Source organism: Bradyrhizobium nitroreducens (assembly GCF_002776695.1).
GTDB classification, from domain to species: Bacteria; Pseudomonadota; Alphaproteobacteria; order Rhizobiales; family Xanthobacteraceae; genus Bradyrhizobium; species Bradyrhizobium nitroreducens.
The window spans coordinates 5,544,758-5,562,972 of sequence record NZ_LFJC01000003.1; the positions used below are offsets into that span (position 1 = coordinate 5,544,758).

General features: G+C 65.6%; 18 protein-coding genes. 8 read left to right on the forward strand and 10 right to left on the reverse strand.

Translation table 11 applies throughout. The annotated features are described in order from the left end of the window. Positions 1 to 38: 38 nt before the first annotated feature. From TSA1_RS26615 to hpaR, 5 genes are all read right to left on the reverse strand, one after another. The gene (locus tag TSA1_RS26615; protein ID WP_174719090.1) at positions 39 to 1,343 is read right to left on the reverse strand and encodes a methyl-accepting chemotaxis protein; all 1,305 of its coding nucleotides are present in this window, start codon (positions 1,341 to 1,343) and stop codon (positions 39 to 41) included. Then, entirely contained in the window at positions 1,321 to 1,842 is a 522-nt protein-coding gene (locus TSA1_RS26620) for a PAS domain-containing protein (RefSeq protein ID WP_100178926.1), read from the reverse strand. The genes TSA1_RS26615 and TSA1_RS26620 overlap by 23 nt, the downstream gene beginning before the upstream one ends. A gap of 187 nt (positions 1,843 to 2,029) precedes the next feature. Next, the gene (locus TSA1_RS26625) at positions 2,030 to 3,553 is read right to left on the reverse strand and encodes a UxaA family hydrolase (RefSeq protein WP_100178927.1); all 1,524 of its coding nucleotides are present in this window, start codon (positions 3,551 to 3,553) and stop codon (positions 2,030 to 2,032) included. Positions 3,554 to 3,648: 95 nt separating this feature from the next. Then, positions 3,649 to 4,425 carry an HpcH/HpaI aldolase family protein gene (locus TSA1_RS26630; RefSeq protein WP_100178928.1) on the reverse strand — a complete coding sequence of 259 codons (777 nt, stop codon included), beginning with the start codon at positions 4,423 to 4,425 and terminating at the stop codon, positions 3,649 to 3,651. A 252-nt stretch (positions 4,426 to 4,677) separates the two neighbouring features. Beyond that, on the reverse strand, positions 4,678 to 5,208 hold the full coding sequence (hpaR, locus tag TSA1_RS26635) for a homoprotocatechuate degradation operon regulator HpaR (RefSeq protein ID WP_100178929.1): 531 nt from the start codon (positions 5,206 to 5,208) through the stop codon (positions 4,678 to 4,680). Between the two features lie 111 nt (positions 5,209 to 5,319). Here hpaR and hpaH point away from each other — a divergent pair, with 111 nt between their 5' ends. The 6 genes from hpaH to TSA1_RS26665 all read left to right on the forward strand — a co-directional run bounded on the left by hpaH (position 5,320) and on the right by TSA1_RS26665 (position 11,868). After that, on the forward strand, positions 5,320 to 6,126 hold the full coding sequence (gene hpaH / locus TSA1_RS26640) for a 2-oxo-hept-4-ene-1,7-dioate hydratase (RefSeq protein WP_100178930.1): 807 nt from the start codon (positions 5,320 to 5,322) through the stop codon (positions 6,124 to 6,126). Positions 6,127 to 6,158: 32 nt separating this feature from the next. Beyond that, a complete protein-coding gene (locus tag TSA1_RS26645) occupies positions 6,159 to 6,557 on the forward strand; it encodes a 5-carboxymethyl-2-hydroxymuconate Delta-isomerase (RefSeq protein WP_100178931.1) in 399 nt (132 codons plus the stop codon). Beyond that, complete coding sequence (gene hpaE / locus TSA1_RS26650; protein WP_100178932.1) at positions 6,550 to 8,088, forward strand: 5-carboxymethyl-2-hydroxymuconate semialdehyde dehydrogenase; 1,539 nt, start codon at positions 6,550 to 6,552, stop codon at positions 8,086 to 8,088. Before TSA1_RS26645 ends, hpaE begins: the two co-directional genes overlap by 8 nt. A 123-nt stretch (positions 8,089 to 8,211) precedes the next feature. Continuing rightward, entirely contained in the window at positions 8,212 to 9,195 is a 984-nt protein-coding gene (hpaD, locus tag TSA1_RS26655; protein WP_100178933.1) for a 3,4-dihydroxyphenylacetate 2,3-dioxygenase, read from the forward strand. Positions 9,196 to 9,346: 151 nt separating this feature from the next. Continuing rightward, positions 9,347 to 10,216, forward strand: a complete 870-nt coding sequence (locus tag TSA1_RS26660) for a fumarylacetoacetate hydrolase family protein (RefSeq protein WP_100178934.1) — start codon at positions 9,347 to 9,349, stop codon at positions 10,214 to 10,216. A gap of 26 nt (positions 10,217 to 10,242) precedes the next feature. Next, the gene (locus TSA1_RS26665; RefSeq protein ID WP_100178935.1) at positions 10,243 to 11,868 is read left to right on the forward strand and encodes a thiamine pyrophosphate-dependent enzyme; all 1,626 of its coding nucleotides are present in this window, start codon (positions 10,243 to 10,245) and stop codon (positions 11,866 to 11,868) included. On the opposite strand, the gene TSA1_RS26670 is transcribed toward TSA1_RS26665, so the two are convergent. From TSA1_RS26670 to TSA1_RS26680, 3 genes are read right to left on the reverse strand one after another with little or no spacing between them, the layout of a single operon-like run. After that, entirely contained in the window at positions 11,846 to 13,090 is a 1,245-nt protein-coding gene (locus tag TSA1_RS26670) for an MFS transporter (RefSeq protein ID WP_100178936.1), read from the reverse strand. The genes TSA1_RS26665 and TSA1_RS26670 overlap by 23 nt on opposite strands. A gap of 55 nt (positions 13,091 to 13,145) precedes the next feature. Next, the gene (gene alkB, locus TSA1_RS26675; RefSeq protein WP_100178937.1) at positions 13,146 to 13,799 is read right to left on the reverse strand and encodes a DNA oxidative demethylase AlkB; all 654 of its coding nucleotides are present in this window, start codon (positions 13,797 to 13,799) and stop codon (positions 13,146 to 13,148) included. A gap of 9 nt (positions 13,800 to 13,808) precedes the next feature. After that, positions 13,809 to 14,555 carry a 2OG-Fe(II) oxygenase gene (locus TSA1_RS26680; protein ID WP_100178938.1) on the reverse strand — a complete coding sequence of 249 codons (747 nt, stop codon included), beginning with the start codon at positions 14,553 to 14,555 and terminating at the stop codon, positions 13,809 to 13,811. 125 nt (positions 14,556 to 14,680) lie between these two features. Here TSA1_RS26680 and TSA1_RS26685 point away from each other — a divergent pair, with 125 nt between their 5' ends. Then, positions 14,681 to 15,571 (forward strand): biosynthetic peptidoglycan transglycosylase, encoded by an 891-nt coding sequence (locus TSA1_RS26685; protein ID WP_245448415.1) that lies wholly within the window; start codon positions 14,681 to 14,683, stop codon positions 15,569 to 15,571. Between the two features lie 9 nt (positions 15,572 to 15,580). Here TSA1_RS26685 and TSA1_RS26690 read toward each other — a convergent pair whose 3' ends face one another. Both TSA1_RS26690 and TSA1_RS26695 read right to left on the reverse strand, forming a co-directional pair. Continuing rightward, complete coding sequence (locus TSA1_RS26690; protein WP_100178940.1) at positions 15,581 to 16,267, reverse strand: DUF2848 domain-containing protein; 687 nt, start codon at positions 16,265 to 16,267, stop codon at positions 15,581 to 15,583. After that, complete coding sequence (locus TSA1_RS26695) at positions 16,260 to 17,621, reverse strand: amidase (RefSeq protein ID WP_100178941.1); 1,362 nt, start codon at positions 17,619 to 17,621, stop codon at positions 16,260 to 16,262. The genes TSA1_RS26690 and TSA1_RS26695 overlap by 8 nt, the downstream gene beginning before the upstream one ends. Positions 17,622 to 17,799: 178 nt before the next feature. On the opposite strand from TSA1_RS26695, the gene TSA1_RS26700 reads away from it, so the two are divergent. Continuing rightward, positions 17,800 to 18,213: a Zn-ribbon domain-containing OB-fold protein gene (locus TSA1_RS26700; RefSeq protein WP_100178942.1), complete on the forward strand. Its 414-nt coding sequence runs from the start codon at positions 17,800 to 17,802 to the stop codon at positions 18,211 to 18,213. Positions 18,214 to 18,215 lie beyond the last annotated feature (2 nt).

The window sequence follows — 18,215 nt, forward strand, 5'->3', positions numbered from 1 at the left end:
GGACAAGCCCGGGCATGACGACATCTGGTGGGTGCGCCCTACGCCGCCGAGGTCAGCCGCTGCAGGAACTGCGTCACCTCGCGGCGGAGCGTCTCAACCTCGCCGTGGACGCGTTCGGAGGCGCTGTTGACGCGGCTGGCGACGCGGCCGGTGTCGGCGGCGGCCTCGCTGATGCCTGACACGTTGGAGGACACCTGCGAGGTGCCGGCGGAAGCTTCGTGGACGTTGCGGGCGATCTCGCGCGTCGCGGAACCCTGCTGCTCGATCGAGGCCGCAATGCTCGCGGTGATGCCGTCGATTTCGGCGATGGTCTGCGCGATCGCTTCGACCGCCGCGACCGAGTTGCTGGTCGATTGCTGCATCTCGCCGACCTTGGCGCTGATCTCCTCGGTCGCCTTTGCGGTCTGGTTGGCGAGGCTCTTGACCTCGGAGGCGACCACGGCGAAGCCGCGGCCGGCCTCGCCTGCCCGCGCCGCCTCGATGGTGGCGTTGAGCGCCAGCAGGTTGGTCTGCGAGGCGATTTCGCTGATCAGCTTGACGACGTCGCCGATCCGCATCGCGGCCTCCGCGAGGGTACGGATTTCGTTGCCGGCCCGGTTGGCTTCGTCGACGGCGCGTCCCGTGCTCGTGGTGGAGCCGGCCACCTGGCGGCTGATCTCCGCGATCGAGGATGCGAGCTGTTCCGCCGCACTCGCCACCGTCGCAACATTGCTCGAGGCCTGATCGGATGCACTGCGCATGCCGGAGGTCTGGCGGCTCGTCGTCTCCGCCGCCGCCGCCATCTGGCCGGCGTCGGATTCAAGGTCGGTCGCGGCGCTCATCAGGCTGCCTGCGACCTCGTCGAGATGCGTACCGAACTGTTTGGCAAGGCCCGCGATCTCCACCACGCGGCGGCCGAGGCTGTCGGTGCCGGCATTGATGACGGTTGCCGAGCGGCGGAACGAGCCGGGCAGTCCGCGCGCGAGGATCTTGCGGAAATACTTGCCGCGGCTGGCATAGTCCATCGATGCCGAAGCCTCGCGGACGAAGGCGTCGGCGATGTCGAGCATGTCGTTGACGGATTTCTGGATGGCGCCGATCCGCCCGGCCTGGCGCTCGCTCATGACCCGCGCTTCGAGATCGCCGCGCGCCGCCTTGCGGCAGACGTCAGCAACCTCGTCGACGGCCACGGCAACCCGGTGCTGGCACCAGAGCGCGTAGCCGAGCAGCAGGATCGCCGCTCCGAGCGGCGCGGCACTGATGATTCCGCTTCCGCCGAGCAGCGAGACGACGAACGCGATGCCGGCGAGAAGGCACGCGACTGCAGTCGCTCCCTGCGCCTTAGAGAGAGAGCACAAATTCATCGTAGCCAACACCGTTTTGCTTGAGCAGACCGACCATCATGTCGAAGCTCGCACGCATGCCGTCCTTGGCATTGGCGTGGCGCGCCTCTTCCGCGCAGAGCGTCTTGTAGATCGGTTTGATTTTCTCGACCGGCGCCGGATCGGGCCGGCGTCGATTGGAGTGATAGCCGATGATGTTGCCGCGATCGTCGAACGTCGGAGTGACGTGGGCGAACACCCAATAGTGGCTGCCATCGCCGGCGAGATTGACGACGTAGGCGAAGATCTCCTGCTTGGTCTGGAGCGTATCCCACAGCAGCTTGAAGACGCAGCGCGGCATGTCCGGGTGGCGGATCAGGCTGTGGGGCGCGCCCATCAGCTCCTTCCAGGAGTACTTCGCCATGCGGAGAAAGACATCATTGGCGTAAGTGATACGGCCTTTGAGATCGGTCTTCGAGACGATCAGCTCCTCCTCGCCGAGGAGATTTTCCACGCCAGTTGGCCGTACCGCATGCGTCATCGTTGACGTGTCCTGTCAAAGGGGCAGCGCCCTCGAAGGAGTGGCCCGCATTGCTCAAGGATTACGACGGGAACTATTAATCATAGGTGACCAGAGGAATCCGTGCGGCTACGCGGTACCTCCGTAAAGTTACGTAAGCCCTCGCTGCGATGCCGCAAATTTTGGCAGCGATTTGCGCCAAGTTCAATTACATCGTTGCTCCGAGCACCCAGGGCGCGAACTCGGCGCCGCCGAAATCGAAACTCTCGCTCTTGGTCGGCTGTCCCGAAGCCGTCTTGAGAATGAGATCGAAGATGCGCTGGCCGCATTCCTGCACACTCTCCTCGCCTTCGAGGATGGTGCCGCAATTGACGTCCATGTCCTCTTCCATGCGCTTGTACATCGGCGTGTTGGTGGCAAGCTTGATCGAGGGCGCCGGCTTGCAGCCGAACACGCTGCCGCGGCCGGTGGTGAAGCAGACGAGATTGGCGCCGCCGGCGACCTGACCGGTCGCAGCGACCGGATCGTAGCCGGGCGTGTCCATGAAGACGAAACCCTTCTTGGTGATGGGCTCGGCGTAGCGCAGCACCTCGACGAGATTGGTGGTGCCGGCCTTCGCCATCGCGCCGAGCGACTTCTCCAGGATGGTGGTGAGGCCGCCGGCCTTGTTGCCTGGGCTCGGATTGGCGTTCATCTCGGCACCTTCGCGCGCCGTGTATTCGTCCCACCAGCGCATCAGGTCGACCAGCTTCTCGCCGACCTCGCGGCTGACGGCGCGACGCGTCAGGAGATGCTCGGCCCCATAGGTCTCCGGCGTCTCCGACAGGATCACGGTACCGCCGTGGCGCACGATGAGGTCGCTGGCCGCTCCAAGCGCGGGATTGGCCGACACGCCGGAATAGCCGTCCGAACCGCCGCATTGCAGAGCGACCGTGAGCTCGCTCGCCGGCACGGATTCGCGCTTGACCTTGTTGGCGTCAGCCAGCGCCTCGCGCACGAAGGCGATGCCTGCTTCCACCGTCTTGCGGGTGCCGCCGACCTCCTGGATGTCCATCGCGCGCAGGCGTCCCGCGAGCTTCTGCTCTTCCATGAGACCGCCGATCTGGTTCACCTCGCAGCCCAGCCCAAGCACGATGACATGGGAGAAATTGACGTGCCGCGCATAGCCGCCGAGCGTGCGGCGGAGCAGCGCCAGCGGCTCGTTCTGCGTCATGCCGCAGCCGGTCTTGTGGGTGAGTGCGACCACGCCGTCGACATTGGGGAATTCGGCCAGCGGATTGTCGCCGGTGAATGGATTCTTCTTGAAGACGTCGGCGACGAGGCTCGCGACATGCGCGCTGCAATTCACCGAGGTGAGGATGCCGATGTAATTGCGCGTGGCGACGCGGCCGTCCGGGCGGCGGATGCCCTCGAAGGTCGCCGGCAGGTCGAAATTCGGCGTCGGCTTGACGTCGGCGCAGTAGGCATAGTCCTTGGCGAAATCGCCCATGCCGATGTTCTGCACATGGACGTGCTGGCCCGGCGCGATGGCCTGGGTCGCAAAGCCGATGATCTGGCCGTAGCGGATGACAGGCTCGCCCACCAAGAACGGCTTGATCGCGACCTTGTGGCCGGAGGGAATGCGCTCGACCGTGGTCACGCCGTCGGCCACCACCGTTCCCGGCGGCAGGCTGGCGCGCGCGATCAGCACGCCATCATCGGGATGCAGGCGGATGACGGGGCTGATGGTCATGGGAGGTCTCCTAAAAGCGAATCGTGAGTAGCGAGTGCGAATGGAAAAGGGGAGCAGCGCTATTCGCTACTCCCCATTCCCCATTCGCGAGTTTGTTAGGCCTTGCCGCCGGAATCCTTGCGGGTCGCGTTGACCTGCATCTTGGCGTAGGTCGTCATCAGGCCGACCTCGTTCGAGAGCGTCACAAGCTTGAAGCCCATGTTGATGGCGCGTGCCGCGCCTTCTGCGCCGCTGCAATGGATGCCCGGGTTGAGACCGCGCTTGCCGCACTCCTTGATGATCTTCTCGTAGATCGCGAGGATCTCGGGCTCAGAGCGATCGAGCTTGGGCTCGAGGCCGTAGGAGAAGCCGAGATCGGACGGTCCGATATAGACGCCGTCGATGCCTTCGACATCGAGGATGGCTTCCATGTTCTCGACCGCGGTCTTGGTCTCCATCATCGGCAGCAGGATGGTGTCGGCGTTCGCGGTCTTCTGATACGAGCCCGCGGTGCCGTACATGCCGGCGCGGATCGGGCCGTTGGAGCGCACGCCCTGCGGCGGATATTTCGAATAGGAGACGAGGTTCTTCGCCTCCTGCGGCGTGTTGACCATCGGGCAGATCACGCCATAGGCGCCGCCGTCGAGCACCTTGCCGATGATGCCGGGCTCGTTCCAGGGCACGCGGACCATCGGGGTCACGGGATGCTTGTCCATGGCCTGGAAGCACTGCACCATCGACAGATAGTCCTGCACGCCATGCTGCATGTCGACGGTGACGCTGTCGAAGCCGCATTGCGCGATCATTTCGGCCGAGAAGCCGGAGGGAATTGCGAGCCACGCGTTGACCACGGCCTTGCCCGACTTCCAGATTTCCTTGACCTTGTTCGCCACGTTGCCTTCCTTCTTTGTTGTTTGGACCGTGTTATTTGGACCAGCGTCACCACGACGAGCGCCGCGACAGCACGAACCTGCTGTTACCGCGAACCGGGCCGCCGCGCTACGCTCGCAATGACGCAACGCCCATGCGGCCGCCTTCTGGCGCCTGGAATCGGCGCCTGATCGACCGCCAGCCCGGGCCACTATTTGCGCGAAAATGCGCATTCATGTCCATGGCTTGCGGCACCCGGACGTGCATATCTGCTGTCACTCCTCGGAACTTGCCTCCTCGGCGCCGCCGAGCTCCGCAAGACTCTGTTCGAGCGCGCCCAGCATGTCCTGCAATTCGGCGAGCTTGCGCGCGCCAAAGCGCCGCGTGATCTCGGCATAGATCGCTTCCGAGGTGGGCGCGACCGAGGCCATCAGCTTCACCCCCTCCTTCGAGATCGAGACCATGCTGCGGCGCTGGTCCGCTTTCGCCGTCTTGCGTTCGATCAGATGGCGCGCCTCGAGATCGCGCAGGATGCGCGACAGGCTCGGCCCGAGCAGGAACGCGGTGCGCGCCAGTTCCGTGACCTCGACCGCTTCGATCGCCGCCAGGGCACGCAGGATGCGCCATTGCTGCTCGGTCAGGCCGTGCTCGCGCAGCGAGGGGCGAAACTGCCGCATCACCGCCTCGCGCGCCCGCAGCAGCGACATCGGCAGCGAGCGCGAGAAATCGCGCATCGGCACCTGCCTTGCGACAGGTTCTGCGGCAGGGGCGCTTCCGTTGGCTGGATCAGCCGGTCTCTTCACCATGACGCCCTTTCAAACCGCGAAACGTTTGCAGTGCAGCAAGCCGAAATTGTGTTTGACGCATTCACTTAACATGTTAAGTATTTCGCGGCACCCCAATTTGTAAGATCACAAATGGCGCTTTCCAACGACGATATCCAAGCTTGCGCGCGGCGTCTGCACCAGGCGGAGAAGACCCGCACGCAGATCCGCCAGCTCTCGCAGGATTTTCCCGAGATCACCATCGCCGATGCCTACGCGATTCAGAAGGCCTGGGTCGACGTCAAGATCGCGGAGGGGCGCCTCGTCAAAGGCCACAAGATCGGCCTGACCTCGAAGGCGATGCAGAGCGCGCTCAATATCGACGAGCCAGATTCCGGCGTGCTGCTCGACGACATGTTCTTCGCCGATGGCGGGATCGTTCCGACCGAGCGCTTCATCGCGACGCGTGTCGAGGCCGAGCTCGCCTTCGTCATGAGCAAGCGGCTCGCAGGCCCCGACTGCACCCTGTTCGACGTGCTCAACGCCACCGATTTCGTGGTGCCGGCGCTGGAGATCCTGGACACGCGGATCGAGCGCGTCGATCCCCAGACGAAGGCGACGCGCAAGATTTTCGACACCATCGCCGACAACGCGGCCAATGCCGGCATCGTGCTCGGGGGACGGCCGATCCGCCCGCTCGACGCCGACCTGCGCTGGATCGGCGCGCTGTGCTTCAAGAACGGCCAGCTCGAGGAGACCGGCCTTGCCGCCGGCGTGCTTAATCACCCGGCAACCGCCGTCGCCTGGCTCGCCAACAAGATCGCGCCGCTCGGCCTTGCGCTGGAGCCCGGACAGGTCGTGCTCGCGGGCTCCTTCATCCGTCCAATCGAGACCCGCAAGGGCGACACAATTCAGGCCGACTATGGCGCCTACGGCTCGGTCAGCTGCTACTTCGCGTAAAGCAACAAGACGACACAGGGAGTGAAACCGCGATGCCGCATTTCACGATCGAATATTCGGCCAATCTCGACAGCCGTCTCGATATGAAGCTGGTCTGCGAGGTCGTGCGCAAGGCGGCGGTCGAGACCGGCATCTTCCCGCTCGGCGGCATCCGCGTCCGCGCTGTCAGGTGCGAGCACTATGCGATCGCCGACGCACGGCAGGACTACGGCTTTCTCGACATGGTGCTGCGCATCGGCGAGGGTCGCGACCTTCCCACGCGCCAGAAAGCCGGCGAGCACGTCTTCCAGGCGCTCTCGAAGCATCTCGATCCCGTCTTCGCCGCCAGCAAGTTCGCTTTGTCGTTCGACATGCAGATCAACGACAAGGAGACCAGCTGGAAGCGCAACAACATCCACGACGCCCTGAAAGCGGAGGCCGCCCATGGATAAGCCCAGCCCGAAAGCCGATGTGTTCCAGGCCAACCGCGATCGCGCCGCACCGCTCCTGAAGTCGCTGCGTGCCGACGGCATCGGTCACATGATCGACGGCAAGATCGTTGCCTCGATTTCCGGCGAGACCTTCGAGACCAGGTCGCCGGTGGATGGCGCGGCGCTCGCCAGTGTCGCGCGCGGCAATGCGGAGGATATCGACGCGGCGGCGACGGCCGCCTCGCTCGCCTTCAAATCCTGGCGCGACATGGGCCCGGCGATGCGGAAGAAGCTGCTGCATCGCGTGGCCGACGCGATCGAGGACAATGCCGAGGACATCGCGGTGCTCGAATGCATCGACACCGGGCAGGCCTATCGCTTCATGGCCAAGGCGGCGATCCGCGCCGCCGAGAATTTCCGTTTCTTCGCCGACAAATGCGCGGAGGCGCGCGACGGCCTCAACACGCCGAGCGACGAGCACTGGAACATCTCGACGCGCGTGCCGATCGGCCCGGTCGGCGTGATCACGCCGTGGAACACGCCGTTCATGCTCTCGACCTGGAAGATCGCCCCGGCGCTGGCGGCCGGCTGCACCGTCGTGCACAAGCCGGCGGAGTGGTCGCCGGTGACGGCGTCCATTCTGGCCAGGCTGGTCAAGGAGGCCGGCGTGCCCGACGGCGTGCTCAACACCGTGCACGGCTTCGGCGAGGAGGCCGGCAAGGCGCTGACCGAGCACCCCGCCATCAAGGCGATCGGCTTCGTCGGCGAAAGCGCGACGGGCTCGGCGATCATGGTTCAGGGCGCACCGACCCTGAAGCGCGTCCATTTCGAGCTCGGCGGCAAAAATCCCGTCATCGTGTTCGACGACGCCGATCTCGACCGCGCGCTCGATGCCGTCGTGTTCATGATCTACTCGCTCAACGGGGAGCGCTGCACCTCGTCCAGCCGCCTGCTGATCCAGCAGAGCATCGCCGACAAGTTCATCGAAAAGCTGACCGCGCGCGTGAAGGCGCTGAAGGTCGGCCATCCCCTCGATCCCACAACCGAGATCGGGCCGCTGATCCACGAGCGGCATCTTGCAAAGGTCTGCTCCTATTTCGACGTCGCGCGGCAGGACGGCGCAACCATCGCGGTCGGCGGCAAGGCCCATGACGGCCCGGGCGGCGGACATTATGTCGAGCCGACCTTGGTCACCGGCGCGAACGGCAGGATGCGCGTGGCGCAGGAGGAGGTGTTCGGCCCCTTCCTCACCGTGCTGCCCTTCAAGGACGAGGCTGACGCGATCGAGATCGCCAACGACATCCGCTATGGCCTCACCGGCTATGTCTGGACCAACGACGTCGGCCGCGCCTTGCGCGTGGCGGACGCGCTGGAGGCCGGCATGATCTGGCTGAATTCGGAAAACGTCCGCCATCTGCCGACGCCGTTCGGCGGCATGAAGGCCTCCGGCATCGGCCGCGACGGCGGCGATTATTCGTTCGACTTCTACATGGAAACCAAGCACGTCTCGCTGGCGCGGGGCACGCACAAGATTCAGAGGCTGGGAATTTGAGTCGTTCCGGGGCGCGCGACGCGCGTGTCCGGAATCCATTCATCCACCAACTCTGCTGCGCGATGGATTCCGGGTTCGGCTCTGCGAGCCGCCCCGGAATGACAGGACCGAGGGGAAACGCCAATGCCCATACCACAACATATCTTCGAGCCGCCGTTCAACATCATCCGCTCCAGCCACGTCGTGCTCGACGTCACCGATCTGAAGCTGAGCCGCGAGTTCTACGAGACCACCGTCGGCCTGCATGTCGAGGATGCCGACGACAAGGTCGTGTATTTGCGCGCGGCCGAGGAGCACCAGCATCACTCGCTGGTGTTGCGGAAGGCCGCGGCGCCCGCCTGTAACAGGCTCGGCTTCAAGGTCGGCAATGACAAAGACCTCGACAAGGCTGCCGCGTTCCTGTCCGAGAACGGTCTGAGCTACGCCTTCGCCGACCAGCCGTTCCAGGGCCGCACCCTGCAGTTCACCGATCCCTTCGGCTTCCAGATCGAGCTTTATGCGGCGATGGACAAGCGCCCGCATCTGCTGCGCCGCTACGATCTCTACAGGGGCTGCCATCCGCAGCGGCTCGACCATTTCAACGTCTTCGCCGCCGAGGTGCAGGACACCGTCGATTTCTACGCGCGGCTCGGCTTCCGCCTCACCGAATACGCCGAGGAGGATGGACCGAACGGCCGTATCGCAGCGGCCTGGATGCATCGCAAGGGCAACGTCCACGACTTCGCCATCACCAACGGCAAGGGCCCGCGCCTGCATCATTTCGCCTACTGGACGCCGACGGCGATGAACATCATCCATCTCTGCGACGTCATGGCTTCGCAAGGCTTCGTGAAGAACATCGAGCGCGGCCCCGGACGCCACGGCATCTCGAACGCTTTCTTCCTCTATGTGCGCGATCCTGATGGACACCGGCTCGAGCTCTACACCAGCGACTATTTCACCGGGGATCACGACCACGAACCGCTGCGCTGGTCGCTGCGCGATCCGCGCCGCCAGACGCTGTGGGGCGCCCCCGCCCCGCGCTCCTGGTTCGAGCAGGGCTCGCCGTTCACCGGCCAGGCCGTGCGCGAGCCGAAATTCGTGGCCGACGTGCTGGTGGCGGATTGATGCTCGCGAGAACCTCTCAGGCCGTCGTCCCTGCGAACGCAGGGACCCATAACCACAGGACGTGGTTTGGTGAAGACTGGTCGTTCGGTACGCCCGGCGACCACATCGTTAGATCGCGCGGTATGGGTCCCTGCGACAGGAGAGATTGCCGATGAAGCTCCCTCGCCTCGCCACCTATTCCGTCAAGGGTGATGTCAGCTACGGTGCCGTCCTGGAGGGCGGCATCGTCGACCTCTCCGGGCGTTACGCAAAACACTATCCGACGCTGCGCGAGGTGATCGCGGCCGGCAAGCTCATCAGCCTTGCCGAGGAAGCCGCGGGCCGCAAGCCGGACCACGCGCTGACCGACGTCACCTGGCTGCCGCCGGTGCCCGCGCCGGAAAAGATCATCTGCATCGGCGTCAACTACCCTGATCGTAACGCCGAGTACAAGGACGGCCAGGAGGCGCCGAAATATCCGAGCATGTTCATGCGCTCGCCCCGCTCCTTCGTCGGCCACGACACGCCGCTGGTGCGCCCGCGCGCCTCCGCTCAGCTCGATTATGAGGGCGAGATCGTGCTGGTCGTCGGCAAGGCGGGCCGCCACATCCCGGAGAGCAGCGCGCTCGACCACATCGCCGCGCTCACGCTCTGCAACGAAGGCTCGGTGCGCGACTGGCTGCGCCACGCCAAATTCAACGTCACGCAAGGCAAGAACTTCGATGCCAGCGGCAGCCTCGGCCCGTGGCTGGTGCCTTACACGCGGGAATCGCAGATCGCCGACATCAGGCTCACCACCCATGTCAACGGCGAGCTCAGGCAGGACGATCGCACCAGCCGGCTGATGTTTCCGTTCCGCTATCTCTTGAACTATATCTCGACCTTCGCAACCCTCGTCCCCGGCGATATCATCGTAACGGGCACGCCGACCGGCGCCGGCGCCCGGTTCGATCCGCCACGTTACCTGAAGCCCGGCGACGTCGTCGAGGTCGCCGCCGAGGGCATCGGCTTGTTGCGCAACGGTGTCGTCGACGAAGCCTGACCAAAAAATCGAAGTGGAATGATGCAATGACCACCCTCACCGGCGGCGAAGCGATCGTAAGCGGCCTTGTCGCCCATGGCGTCGACACCGTGTTTGGCCTGCCGGGCGCGCAGGTCTACGGGCTGTTCGACGCCTTCCACCAGGCCCAGCTCAAGGTGATCGGCGCACGGCACGAGCAGGCCTGCGGCTACATGGCGTTCGGCTATGCGCGCTCGAGCGGCAGGCCCGGCGTGTTCAGCGTGGTGCCCGGCCCCGGCGTGCTCAATGCCAGCGCGGCATTGCTCACTGCGTTCGGCTGCAACGAGCCGGTGCTGTGCGTCACCGGCCAGGTGCCGACGCAGTTTCTCGGCAAGGGCCGCGGCCATCTGCACGAGATGCCGGACCAGCTTGCGACCTTGCGTACCTATGTGAAATGGGCCGACCGGATCGAATATCCCGCCAAAGCGCCGACGGTCGTCGCGCGCGCCTTCCAGGAGATGATGTCGGGGCGGCGCGGCCCGGCCTCGGTCGAGATGCCCTGGGATATCTTCACACAGCGCGCCGACACGGCCCCCGCGCAAGTGCTGGAGCCGCTGCCAGCGCCGCAGCCTGACCCTGACATGATCAAGCAGGCCGCAGCGCTCATCAAGAACAGCAAGGCGCCGATGATCTTCGTCGGCAGCGGCGCGATCGAAGCAGGCGAGGAAATCCTCGAGCTCGCCGAGATGATCGATGCGCCGGTCGTCGCCTTCCGCAGTGGTCGCGGCATCGTCTCCAACGCCCATGAGCTCGGGCTCACCATGGCCGCCGCCTACAAGCTATGGCCGAGCACCGATCTCATGATCGGCATCGGCACGCGGCTCGAGCTGCCGACCATGTCGCGCTGGCCGTATCTGCCCCCTGGCCTGAAAAGCATCCGCATCGACATCGATCCGGTCGAGATGCGACGGTTCATCTCGGATACCGCCATCGTCGCCGATGCGAAGTCCGCAACCGCCGATCTCGCTGCCGCCGTCAGCAGGGCCGGTTACAGCAAGATGGCCGGCCGCCGCGCAACCATTCGTGACGCCAGCGCGGCGGCGCAGCAGGAGATCCAGCGCATCCAGCCGCAGATGGCCTATCTCAACATCCTGCGCGAGGTGCTGCCGGCGAATGCGATCGTCACCGATGAGCTCTCGCAATTCGGCTTCGCCTCCTGGTACGGCTTTCCGATCTACCAGCCGCGTACCTTCATCACCTCGGGCTACCAGGGCACGCTCGGCTCGGGCTTCCCGACCGCGCTCGGGGCCAAGGTCGCCAATCCCGACAAGCCCGTCGTGGCGATCACCGGCGACGGCGGCTTCATGTTCGGCGTGCAGGAGCTCGCCACCGCCGTGCAGTTCAACATCGGCGTGGTGACGCTGGTGTTCAACAACAACGCCTACGGCAATGTCCGCCGCGACCAGCGCGAACGCTTCGACGGCCGCGTGGTGGCCTCGGATCTCGTCAATCCGGATTTCGTCAAGCTGGCGGAGTCCTTCGGCGTCGCGGCCGCGCGCGTCACTGCGCCGGACCAGTTCAAGGCCGCGATGGAGAAGGCGCTCGCGCATGGCGGGCCGTATCTGATCTCGGTCGAGGTGACCAGGGATTCGGAAGTCAGCCCCTGGGCGTTCATCCACCCGCCGAAGCCTTGACGTGAGCAACGCCCTGTAGCCGGGCCGCCGCGATCACGAGCAGGCCCGCGCCTGCGACCGACCAGCAGGCGACCGGCGCCCAGTGCAGCAGCGGTGCGTAGTCCGGCATCTTCTGCAGGCCGCCGGCGACGGCCGCCATCCGCGCGAAGGTGCCGAGCGCGAGTGCGGAGAACACGAGGCCGGTGACCTTGCCCTCCGCGCCGGTCGAGCCGATCGCAAGCGCCGCGGAGATCGCACTCATGAGCATGCAGCCCCAGGCGGCGCCGGCGAGGAATTGAGCGGCGATCAGGCTATTGAGGCTGCCGGCAAGCTCGGCCGCCGCGATCGCGACCGCGCCGAGCAACCCGGCAGCGCCCATCACGATCAGGCCGCCGCGGTGCTTGACGACGAGGCTCGCCGGAAACATCGCGATGTTGAAACCGATCCAGAACACCGGCATCAGCCATTGCAGCTCACCGGCTGCGGCGAACCGCAGATAGGACGGGGCGCTGTTCATGGCAAAGTGCAGCTGATAGCCGAGCGCCAGCGCCACCATCGCGACGATGAAGGCGATCGGCACGAGGCCGAGCGGTTTGGCCGCTTCGGCCGGCGTCGGCGGCGAGGTGTCGCGCGCCACCTCAAACTCGACCCGCGACAACCCGAGTGCCGTCAGCAGCAGCACGGCGCTGGAGATTACGAAGGGCAGCCGCGCGTCATGCTCGCGCAGCACGACGCCGAGATAGGGCGAGACCGCGCCGGCGACGCCATAGCCCAGCATGGCCAGCGTGGCGAGGAACGGCACCTGTGGCTTCGCGCGATATCTGCCGAGCAGGGTCAGCGGCGGCGCCCGCAGGGCCGACGACGTGATCGACCAGACCACGATCAGCGCGATCAACGGGGCCTGCGCGCCCGCGCCGATCCCGGCCACGAAAGGCATTGCGACGAAGGCCGCGCAGGAGATCGCCGCCAGCACGCCGACGAACAGGCCGAGCCTGCCGGCGAAGGGCGCAATCCTGTCGGCGGCGATTCCCATCGCGGTGTCGGCGATGGTGAAGATGGCCTGGTCCAGCATCAGGATGAGGATCACCGCCGCCGGCGCGATGCCGACATCGGCTGCGAGCTTCGGCAGATAGACGACATAAGTCGTCCAGCCCAGCGTGAACACCAGTTGCAGCACGGCGAGATAAAGTCCCGTGCGAGTTGCGCGTTCGCTCGCGCCGGTCGAGACCTCTGTCGTCGTCATGTCGCCGCCTCCCCTCGCCGAAGCTTAGACGATGGACAGGCGCGAAGGAACTGCTTCAGGCCACCTTGCGGAACGTCAGATTGATCCGCTTCCGGCCGAGCAGCGGATGCTCGCCGTCGGCGAGCGGTGCCACGCCGTGATAGGCGAGCCGGCTGGCACCGCCCCAGACGACGACATCGCCATGCACCAGCCGGAAGCGGCGCGGCTTGTCGCTGCGTGCCATGCCGCCGAACAGGAAGGTCGCGGGCAGGCCGAGCGAGACCGAGACGATCGGCGCGTTGAAATCCAGCTCGTCCTTGTCCTGATGCAGCGACAGCCGGGTGCCGGGCTCGTAGCGGTTGACGAGGCAGGCATCGGGGGCGAAGTTTGCGAAGCCGCCCTGCTCCGCTGCGCGCAAGGCCAGATCGCGGAGCACCGGCGGCATCGCCGGCCACGGCGCGCCGGTGCGGGGATCGATGGGATCGTAGCGGTAGCCGGTGTGATCGGTGATCCAACCGCGCTCGCCGCAATTGGTCATCGCCACCGACATCAGGTGGCCGCCGGGCGTGGTCATGCGGCGGAACGGCGATTGCGCCACGGCCGCGCGGACCGCTTCGATCAGCTCGCTCTCGATCGGCCTGACGAAGCCGCGCAGCAGCACGGCGCCGTCGGCGATCTCCTCGCGCGACGGCTGCGCCTCGGCGACGCTGTCGAACAGATCACCCGTCAATCGCAGCGCTCATTTGGCATCATGAAAGATCACACCCAGCGTGTGGCGCTGGCCGGACCTGATCCTGCTGACGCCATGGCGCAGATTAACGCGGTAGGTGCCGCGTGTCCCCTGCACCGGGCGATGATGCACAGCGAAGGCCACCGCATCGCCCTGCGCCAGCGGCACCACCTCGGCGCGCGACTGCATGCGCGGGCGTTGTTCCGTCAGCACGAATTCGCCGCCGGTGAAATCGCGGCCGGGCTCGGAGAGCAGGATCGCGACCTGGAGCGGGAACACGTGCTCGCCATAGAGATCCTGATGCAGGCAGTTGTAGTCGCCGGCTTGATATTGCAGCAGCAGCGGCGTCGGCCGCGCCTGCCCGGCGTCGTGACAGCGCGTCAGGAACGCCGCATGTTCGGCTGGATAACGGATATCGATCCCCATCGCCTCGTTCCAGCGGTTGGCGATGCCTTGCAGATGCGCGTAGAGAGCCGGGCGCAGCTGCGCGATCAGGTCGGGCAGCGGGTAGGCGAAATATTTGTATTCGCCGCGGCCGAAGCCGTGGCGGCCCATGACGACGCGGCTGCGGAAGTGCGTGTCGTCCGGATAGAGCGCGGCGATGGCGCCGCATTGCCCGGGCGTGAGCAGGCCCTTCAGGACGGCGCAGCCCTGGGTGTCTAGCTCGGAGGTGATTTGGGGCCAGCCCAGGGCATCAACGTGGGCAGCGAGGTCGGTCGCCTCATCGACAGCGGGGGCACGTTTCGCAATTGCCATAGCGGTCATCCTGTCCACTTTTGTCATTCCGGGGCGCGACGCAGTCGCGAGCCCGGAATCCATTCATCCACCAACCTTGCGGCTCGATGGATTCCGGGCTCGCGCCCAAATGGGCGCGCCCCGGAATGACGGCAGTGGGTGTGGCAGATCATGGCTCGAACAACCACCCGATTTCCGCGAGACCGCGCCGCCCCAATTCTGTCTGGTTCCACCGCGAGGTTGTACGCACTCCGTCCCGCTCCTTCAGCCTGCACGCGATGCGCAAATTCTTCGTCGTTGCTGCCAAGACAGCGTTGGTCCTGCTCTCGCTCGGTGTCGCGGGCCTGCTGGCCATCTTCGCCTGGCTGGTCTGGCACTACGGTTACAACATCGGCCTTCCGACCGAAGCCCAACTCGCGTCGGTTTCATCGACAGGCCCGGCGTGCAGGAACGATCCCAAGCGCGCCATCATTCCAGTCGCCGATGTCCCGCCTTTGCTCCGCAACGCGGTGATCGCTTATGAGCAACCTGACTTCTATGAAGCCTGGACACTCAATCCGATCGTCGAGATCGCGCTGGGCCTGGGTACCGGCCACGGCCCGAGACCGGCCGGCATCACGCAATCTGTCACGAACTGCCTAAAATTGCTCAGTCCGGGGCATGACCGGCAGATGGATCCGATCGCGACGATCTACTTCATGCAGCGCGTCACCCGCAGCCTGTCCCGGGACAGGATCCTCGAGATCTACCTCAATGAGAGCTATCTGGGTCGCGGTGCATATGGCGTGGCGGCCGGGGCCGAGGCCTACTTTGGAAAGGCGCTCGCGGACCTCGATATCGACGAAGTCGCGTTTCTCATGACGCGCGCACGACAGCCGTCCCCCAATCGAACATTCGACACTCGCTCACGAGATTACGCCATCGATCGCATGCAGACGGCTGGATTGATCGGCGATACCCAGGCGGCAGTGGCCAAGAGCCGGCCGCTACTGCTGAGGGAAGCACCGGGCGCTCAAGCCAAGCCCGTCAATCAATGACGACGCCGCTCACCCCCGCACCGGCAGCGTCACCACGTCGTACCCATGCTTGATCGTCCGCTTCAGCACGGGATCCTCCAGCTCGAACTCGAACCGCTCCGCCGGGCGGATGCCGCCCTTGGCCGCGAACGTGCCGCCGAACATGGCGCAGCCGTCGGGGAACTTGCCGCCTTCGAAGCCGCGCGCGATGAGGTCCTTGACCGGCAGCATCGCGTCCAGCGTGCCCTCCTGGTAGAGCACGCGCTCGCCCTTGATGGTGGCGTAGGAGCGCAGGATCATCTTGTCCCAGTGGCCGATGACGTCCTCGAGCTCCCATAGCGTCGATGCGATCGGCTTGTCGCACATCTGCTTGGACACCGTGACGTTGTAGGCCTCGACCTTGCGGTCGGTGTGGTCCGAGCCGCAGCCGACGAAAATGCGTCCCTGCCAGCCGATCAGCACGAACTCGACTTCACCCGACGAGTCGCCGCCGCAGCATTCGATGCTGTCGTCCTGGGTGAGCCGCCGGGCCGAGGCACGGTAGTAGATCGGCGTCGAGGCCGGCGGGGCGATGCCCATCTCCTGCAGCTCTTTGATGTGCTTGTCGCGCGCGACGGGATCGCGGCCGGTCCATCCGGCGATGACCATCTGGTCGATCGCCAAGGTCAGCGGCGTGGTAGTGTCCAGGGCGTCGACGGTGAAAGTGAGGTCAAACACGAATGACGGCCTCCATGCCGGCAGCAAGTTCAAAGATACGACGGTCGGTGCCGCCCGCGCCCGCCAGCATCAGGCCGACGGGAATTTCGCCCTCGCGATGCGCGGGCAGCGAGATGGCGCAGCCGTCGATCATGTTGATCAGGGTGCAATTGCGCAGCGCGCGCAAATTCTGGGTGGTGAAGGCCTTGTCGTCGGCAAGGTCGGCGATCTTCGGCGGCGTGTTGGCGGTGGTCGGCAGCACCAGGGCGTCATAGGGCGCGATGCGTGCATTGACGCGGGCGATCAGCGAGCGGCGCTCATTGAGGAGATCGATGTAGTCGGCCGCGCTCTGCGCCTCGCCGCGCATGATGCGGACGGAGACGCGGGGGTCATAGACGTCACCCTTCGCGGTGATGAGATAGCGATGCCAGGCGTAGCTCTCCGAGGCCGCAAAGCCGCCCTTGGCGTTCATCGGCCCGATATCGTGGAATTCCGCCATCTCGATGCGCTCGATGATGGCACCGTGATCGGCGAGCGATTTCAGTGCGCGCTCGAACGTCTCGGAGACCTCCGCATCGAGATCGTCGAGCGCGATCGTGGTCGGCACCGCGAGCCGCATGCCCTTCACCGGGCGCGGCTTCAGCGCCGTGATCGGCTCGTTCGCCAGCACGGCGTCGAGAATGGCACAGCAGCTGACCGATCGCGCCAGCGGGCCGATGCTGTCGAGCGAGAACGACAGCGGCACCGAGCCATCGAGCGGCACGCGCCGCTGCGTCGGCTTGTAGCCGACGATGCCGTTGAAGGCCGCCGGAATCCGGCAGGAGCCGCCGGTGTCGGTGCCGAGCGCGCCATGCGCCATGCCGTCGAGCACGGACACCGCCGCGCCCGAGGACGAGCCGCCGGGCACGTGCCCCTGACCTTGGCCCTCGCCCCGGTTCCAGGCGCCCTTGGGCGTGCCATAGTGCGGATTGATGCCGATGCCGGAATAGGCGAACTCGGTCATGTTGGTCCGCCCGATCACGACGAAGCCGGCCTTGCGCAGCCGCGCCACCGTGACGGCGTCCTGCTCGGCCGGCGGGGAATCGTCGAGCGCGCGGGAGCCGGCGCGCGTCACCTGGCCCCTGATGTCGAACAGATCCTTGATCGAGATCGGGATGCCGGCATAACGCGACGGCGCCGCCTTGACCTTGCGCAAGCCGTCCATCGCATCCGCCGCCGCGAGCGCGGCGTCCTTGTCGACATGGATGAAGACCCGCTGCCCTTCGCCGGCAGGGTCGGCGATCCTGGCAATGCACGCCTCGACCAGCTTTCGGGAGGTCGTGCGGCCGCTTTCGAGGTCTTCGGCGAGCTTCGCCAGTGTCGGAAAATCGGGCATGTCTGTCTCACGGAATATTGTCGCGCGCAATCTATAGCGCTGGCTCAGTTCGACACAAGCATTGTGCGCATGATGGCATGCATGCACATTGCTGGACCGTTGACGCGCCATGGTCGATTGTCGCATCAAGATCGAAATAGGCGGGCGTAAAGCCTGTCCCCTGGGAGGGTCTTCCGACATGGCCGAACCGCAGCGCGCGCGACCGAAACCGACGCCGGAGACCCAGCATTTCTGGGACGGCACCAAGGCAGGCGAACTGCGCCTGCAGCGCTGCGACGCCTGCGCGCATGTCTACTTTCCGCCGCGGCCATTCTGTCCGTCCTGCGCCTCGCGCAAGGTCAGCATCTTCAAGGCGAGCGGCAAGGGCTTCCTCTACAGCTACGTGATCAACCACCGTCCCGCCGCACCCGGCTTCACGCCGCCTTATGCGATCGCCGTGGTGGAGCTCGACGAGGGGCCGCGGATGATGAGCAACATCATCGACTGCCCGCAGACGCCCGAGGCGCTCGAGCTCGACATGAAGCTCGAGGTGGCTTTCCAGGCGCTCGACGACAAGATCACCCTCCCCGTGTTTCGTCCGGCGAAGGGATAAGC

Coding starts and splice junctions, on each gene's coding strand:
- TSA1_RS26670 (WP_100178936.1), bottom strand. CDS start 13,090: ATGACGACGACAGAGGTCTCGACCGGCGCGAGCGAACGCGCAACTCGC.
- hpaD (WP_100178933.1), top strand. CDS start 8,212: ATGCCCATACCACAACATATCTTCGAGCCGCCGTTCAACATCATCCGC.
- TSA1_RS26695 (WP_100178941.1), bottom strand. CDS start 17,621: ATGCCCGATTTTCCGACACTGGCGAAGCTCGCCGAAGACCTCGAAAGC.
- hpaH (WP_100178930.1), top strand. CDS start 5,320: ATGGCGCTTTCCAACGACGATATCCAAGCTTGCGCGCGGCGTCTGCAC.
- TSA1_RS26620 (WP_100178926.1), bottom strand. CDS start 1,842: ATGACGCATGCGGTACGGCCAACTGGCGTGGAAAATCTCCTCGGCGAG.
- TSA1_RS26665 (WP_100178935.1), top strand. CDS start 10,243: ATGACCACCCTCACCGGCGGCGAAGCGATCGTAAGCGGCCTTGTCGCC.
- TSA1_RS26685 (WP_245448415.1), top strand. CDS start 14,681: ATGACGGCAGTGGGTGTGGCAGATCATGGCTCGAACAACCACCCGATT.
- TSA1_RS26680 (WP_100178938.1), bottom strand. CDS start 14,555: ATGGCAATTGCGAAACGTGCCCCCGCTGTCGATGAGGCGACCGACCTC.
- TSA1_RS26615 (WP_174719090.1), bottom strand. CDS start 1,343: ATGAATTTGTGCTCTCTCTCTAAGGCGCAGGGAGCGACTGCAGTCGCG.
- hpaR (WP_100178929.1), bottom strand. CDS start 5,208: ATGGTGAAGAGACCGGCTGATCCAGCCAACGGAAGCGCCCCTGCCGCA.
- hpaE (WP_100178932.1), top strand. CDS start 6,550: ATGGATAAGCCCAGCCCGAAAGCCGATGTGTTCCAGGCCAACCGCGAT.
- TSA1_RS26625 (WP_100178927.1), bottom strand. CDS start 3,553: ATGACCATCAGCCCCGTCATCCGCCTGCATCCCGATGATGGCGTGCTG.
- TSA1_RS26700 (WP_100178942.1), top strand. CDS start 17,800: ATGGCCGAACCGCAGCGCGCGCGACCGAAACCGACGCCGGAGACCCAG.
- TSA1_RS26645 (WP_100178931.1), top strand. CDS start 6,159: ATGCCGCATTTCACGATCGAATATTCGGCCAATCTCGACAGCCGTCTC.
- TSA1_RS26660 (WP_100178934.1), top strand. CDS start 9,347: ATGAAGCTCCCTCGCCTCGCCACCTATTCCGTCAAGGGTGATGTCAGC.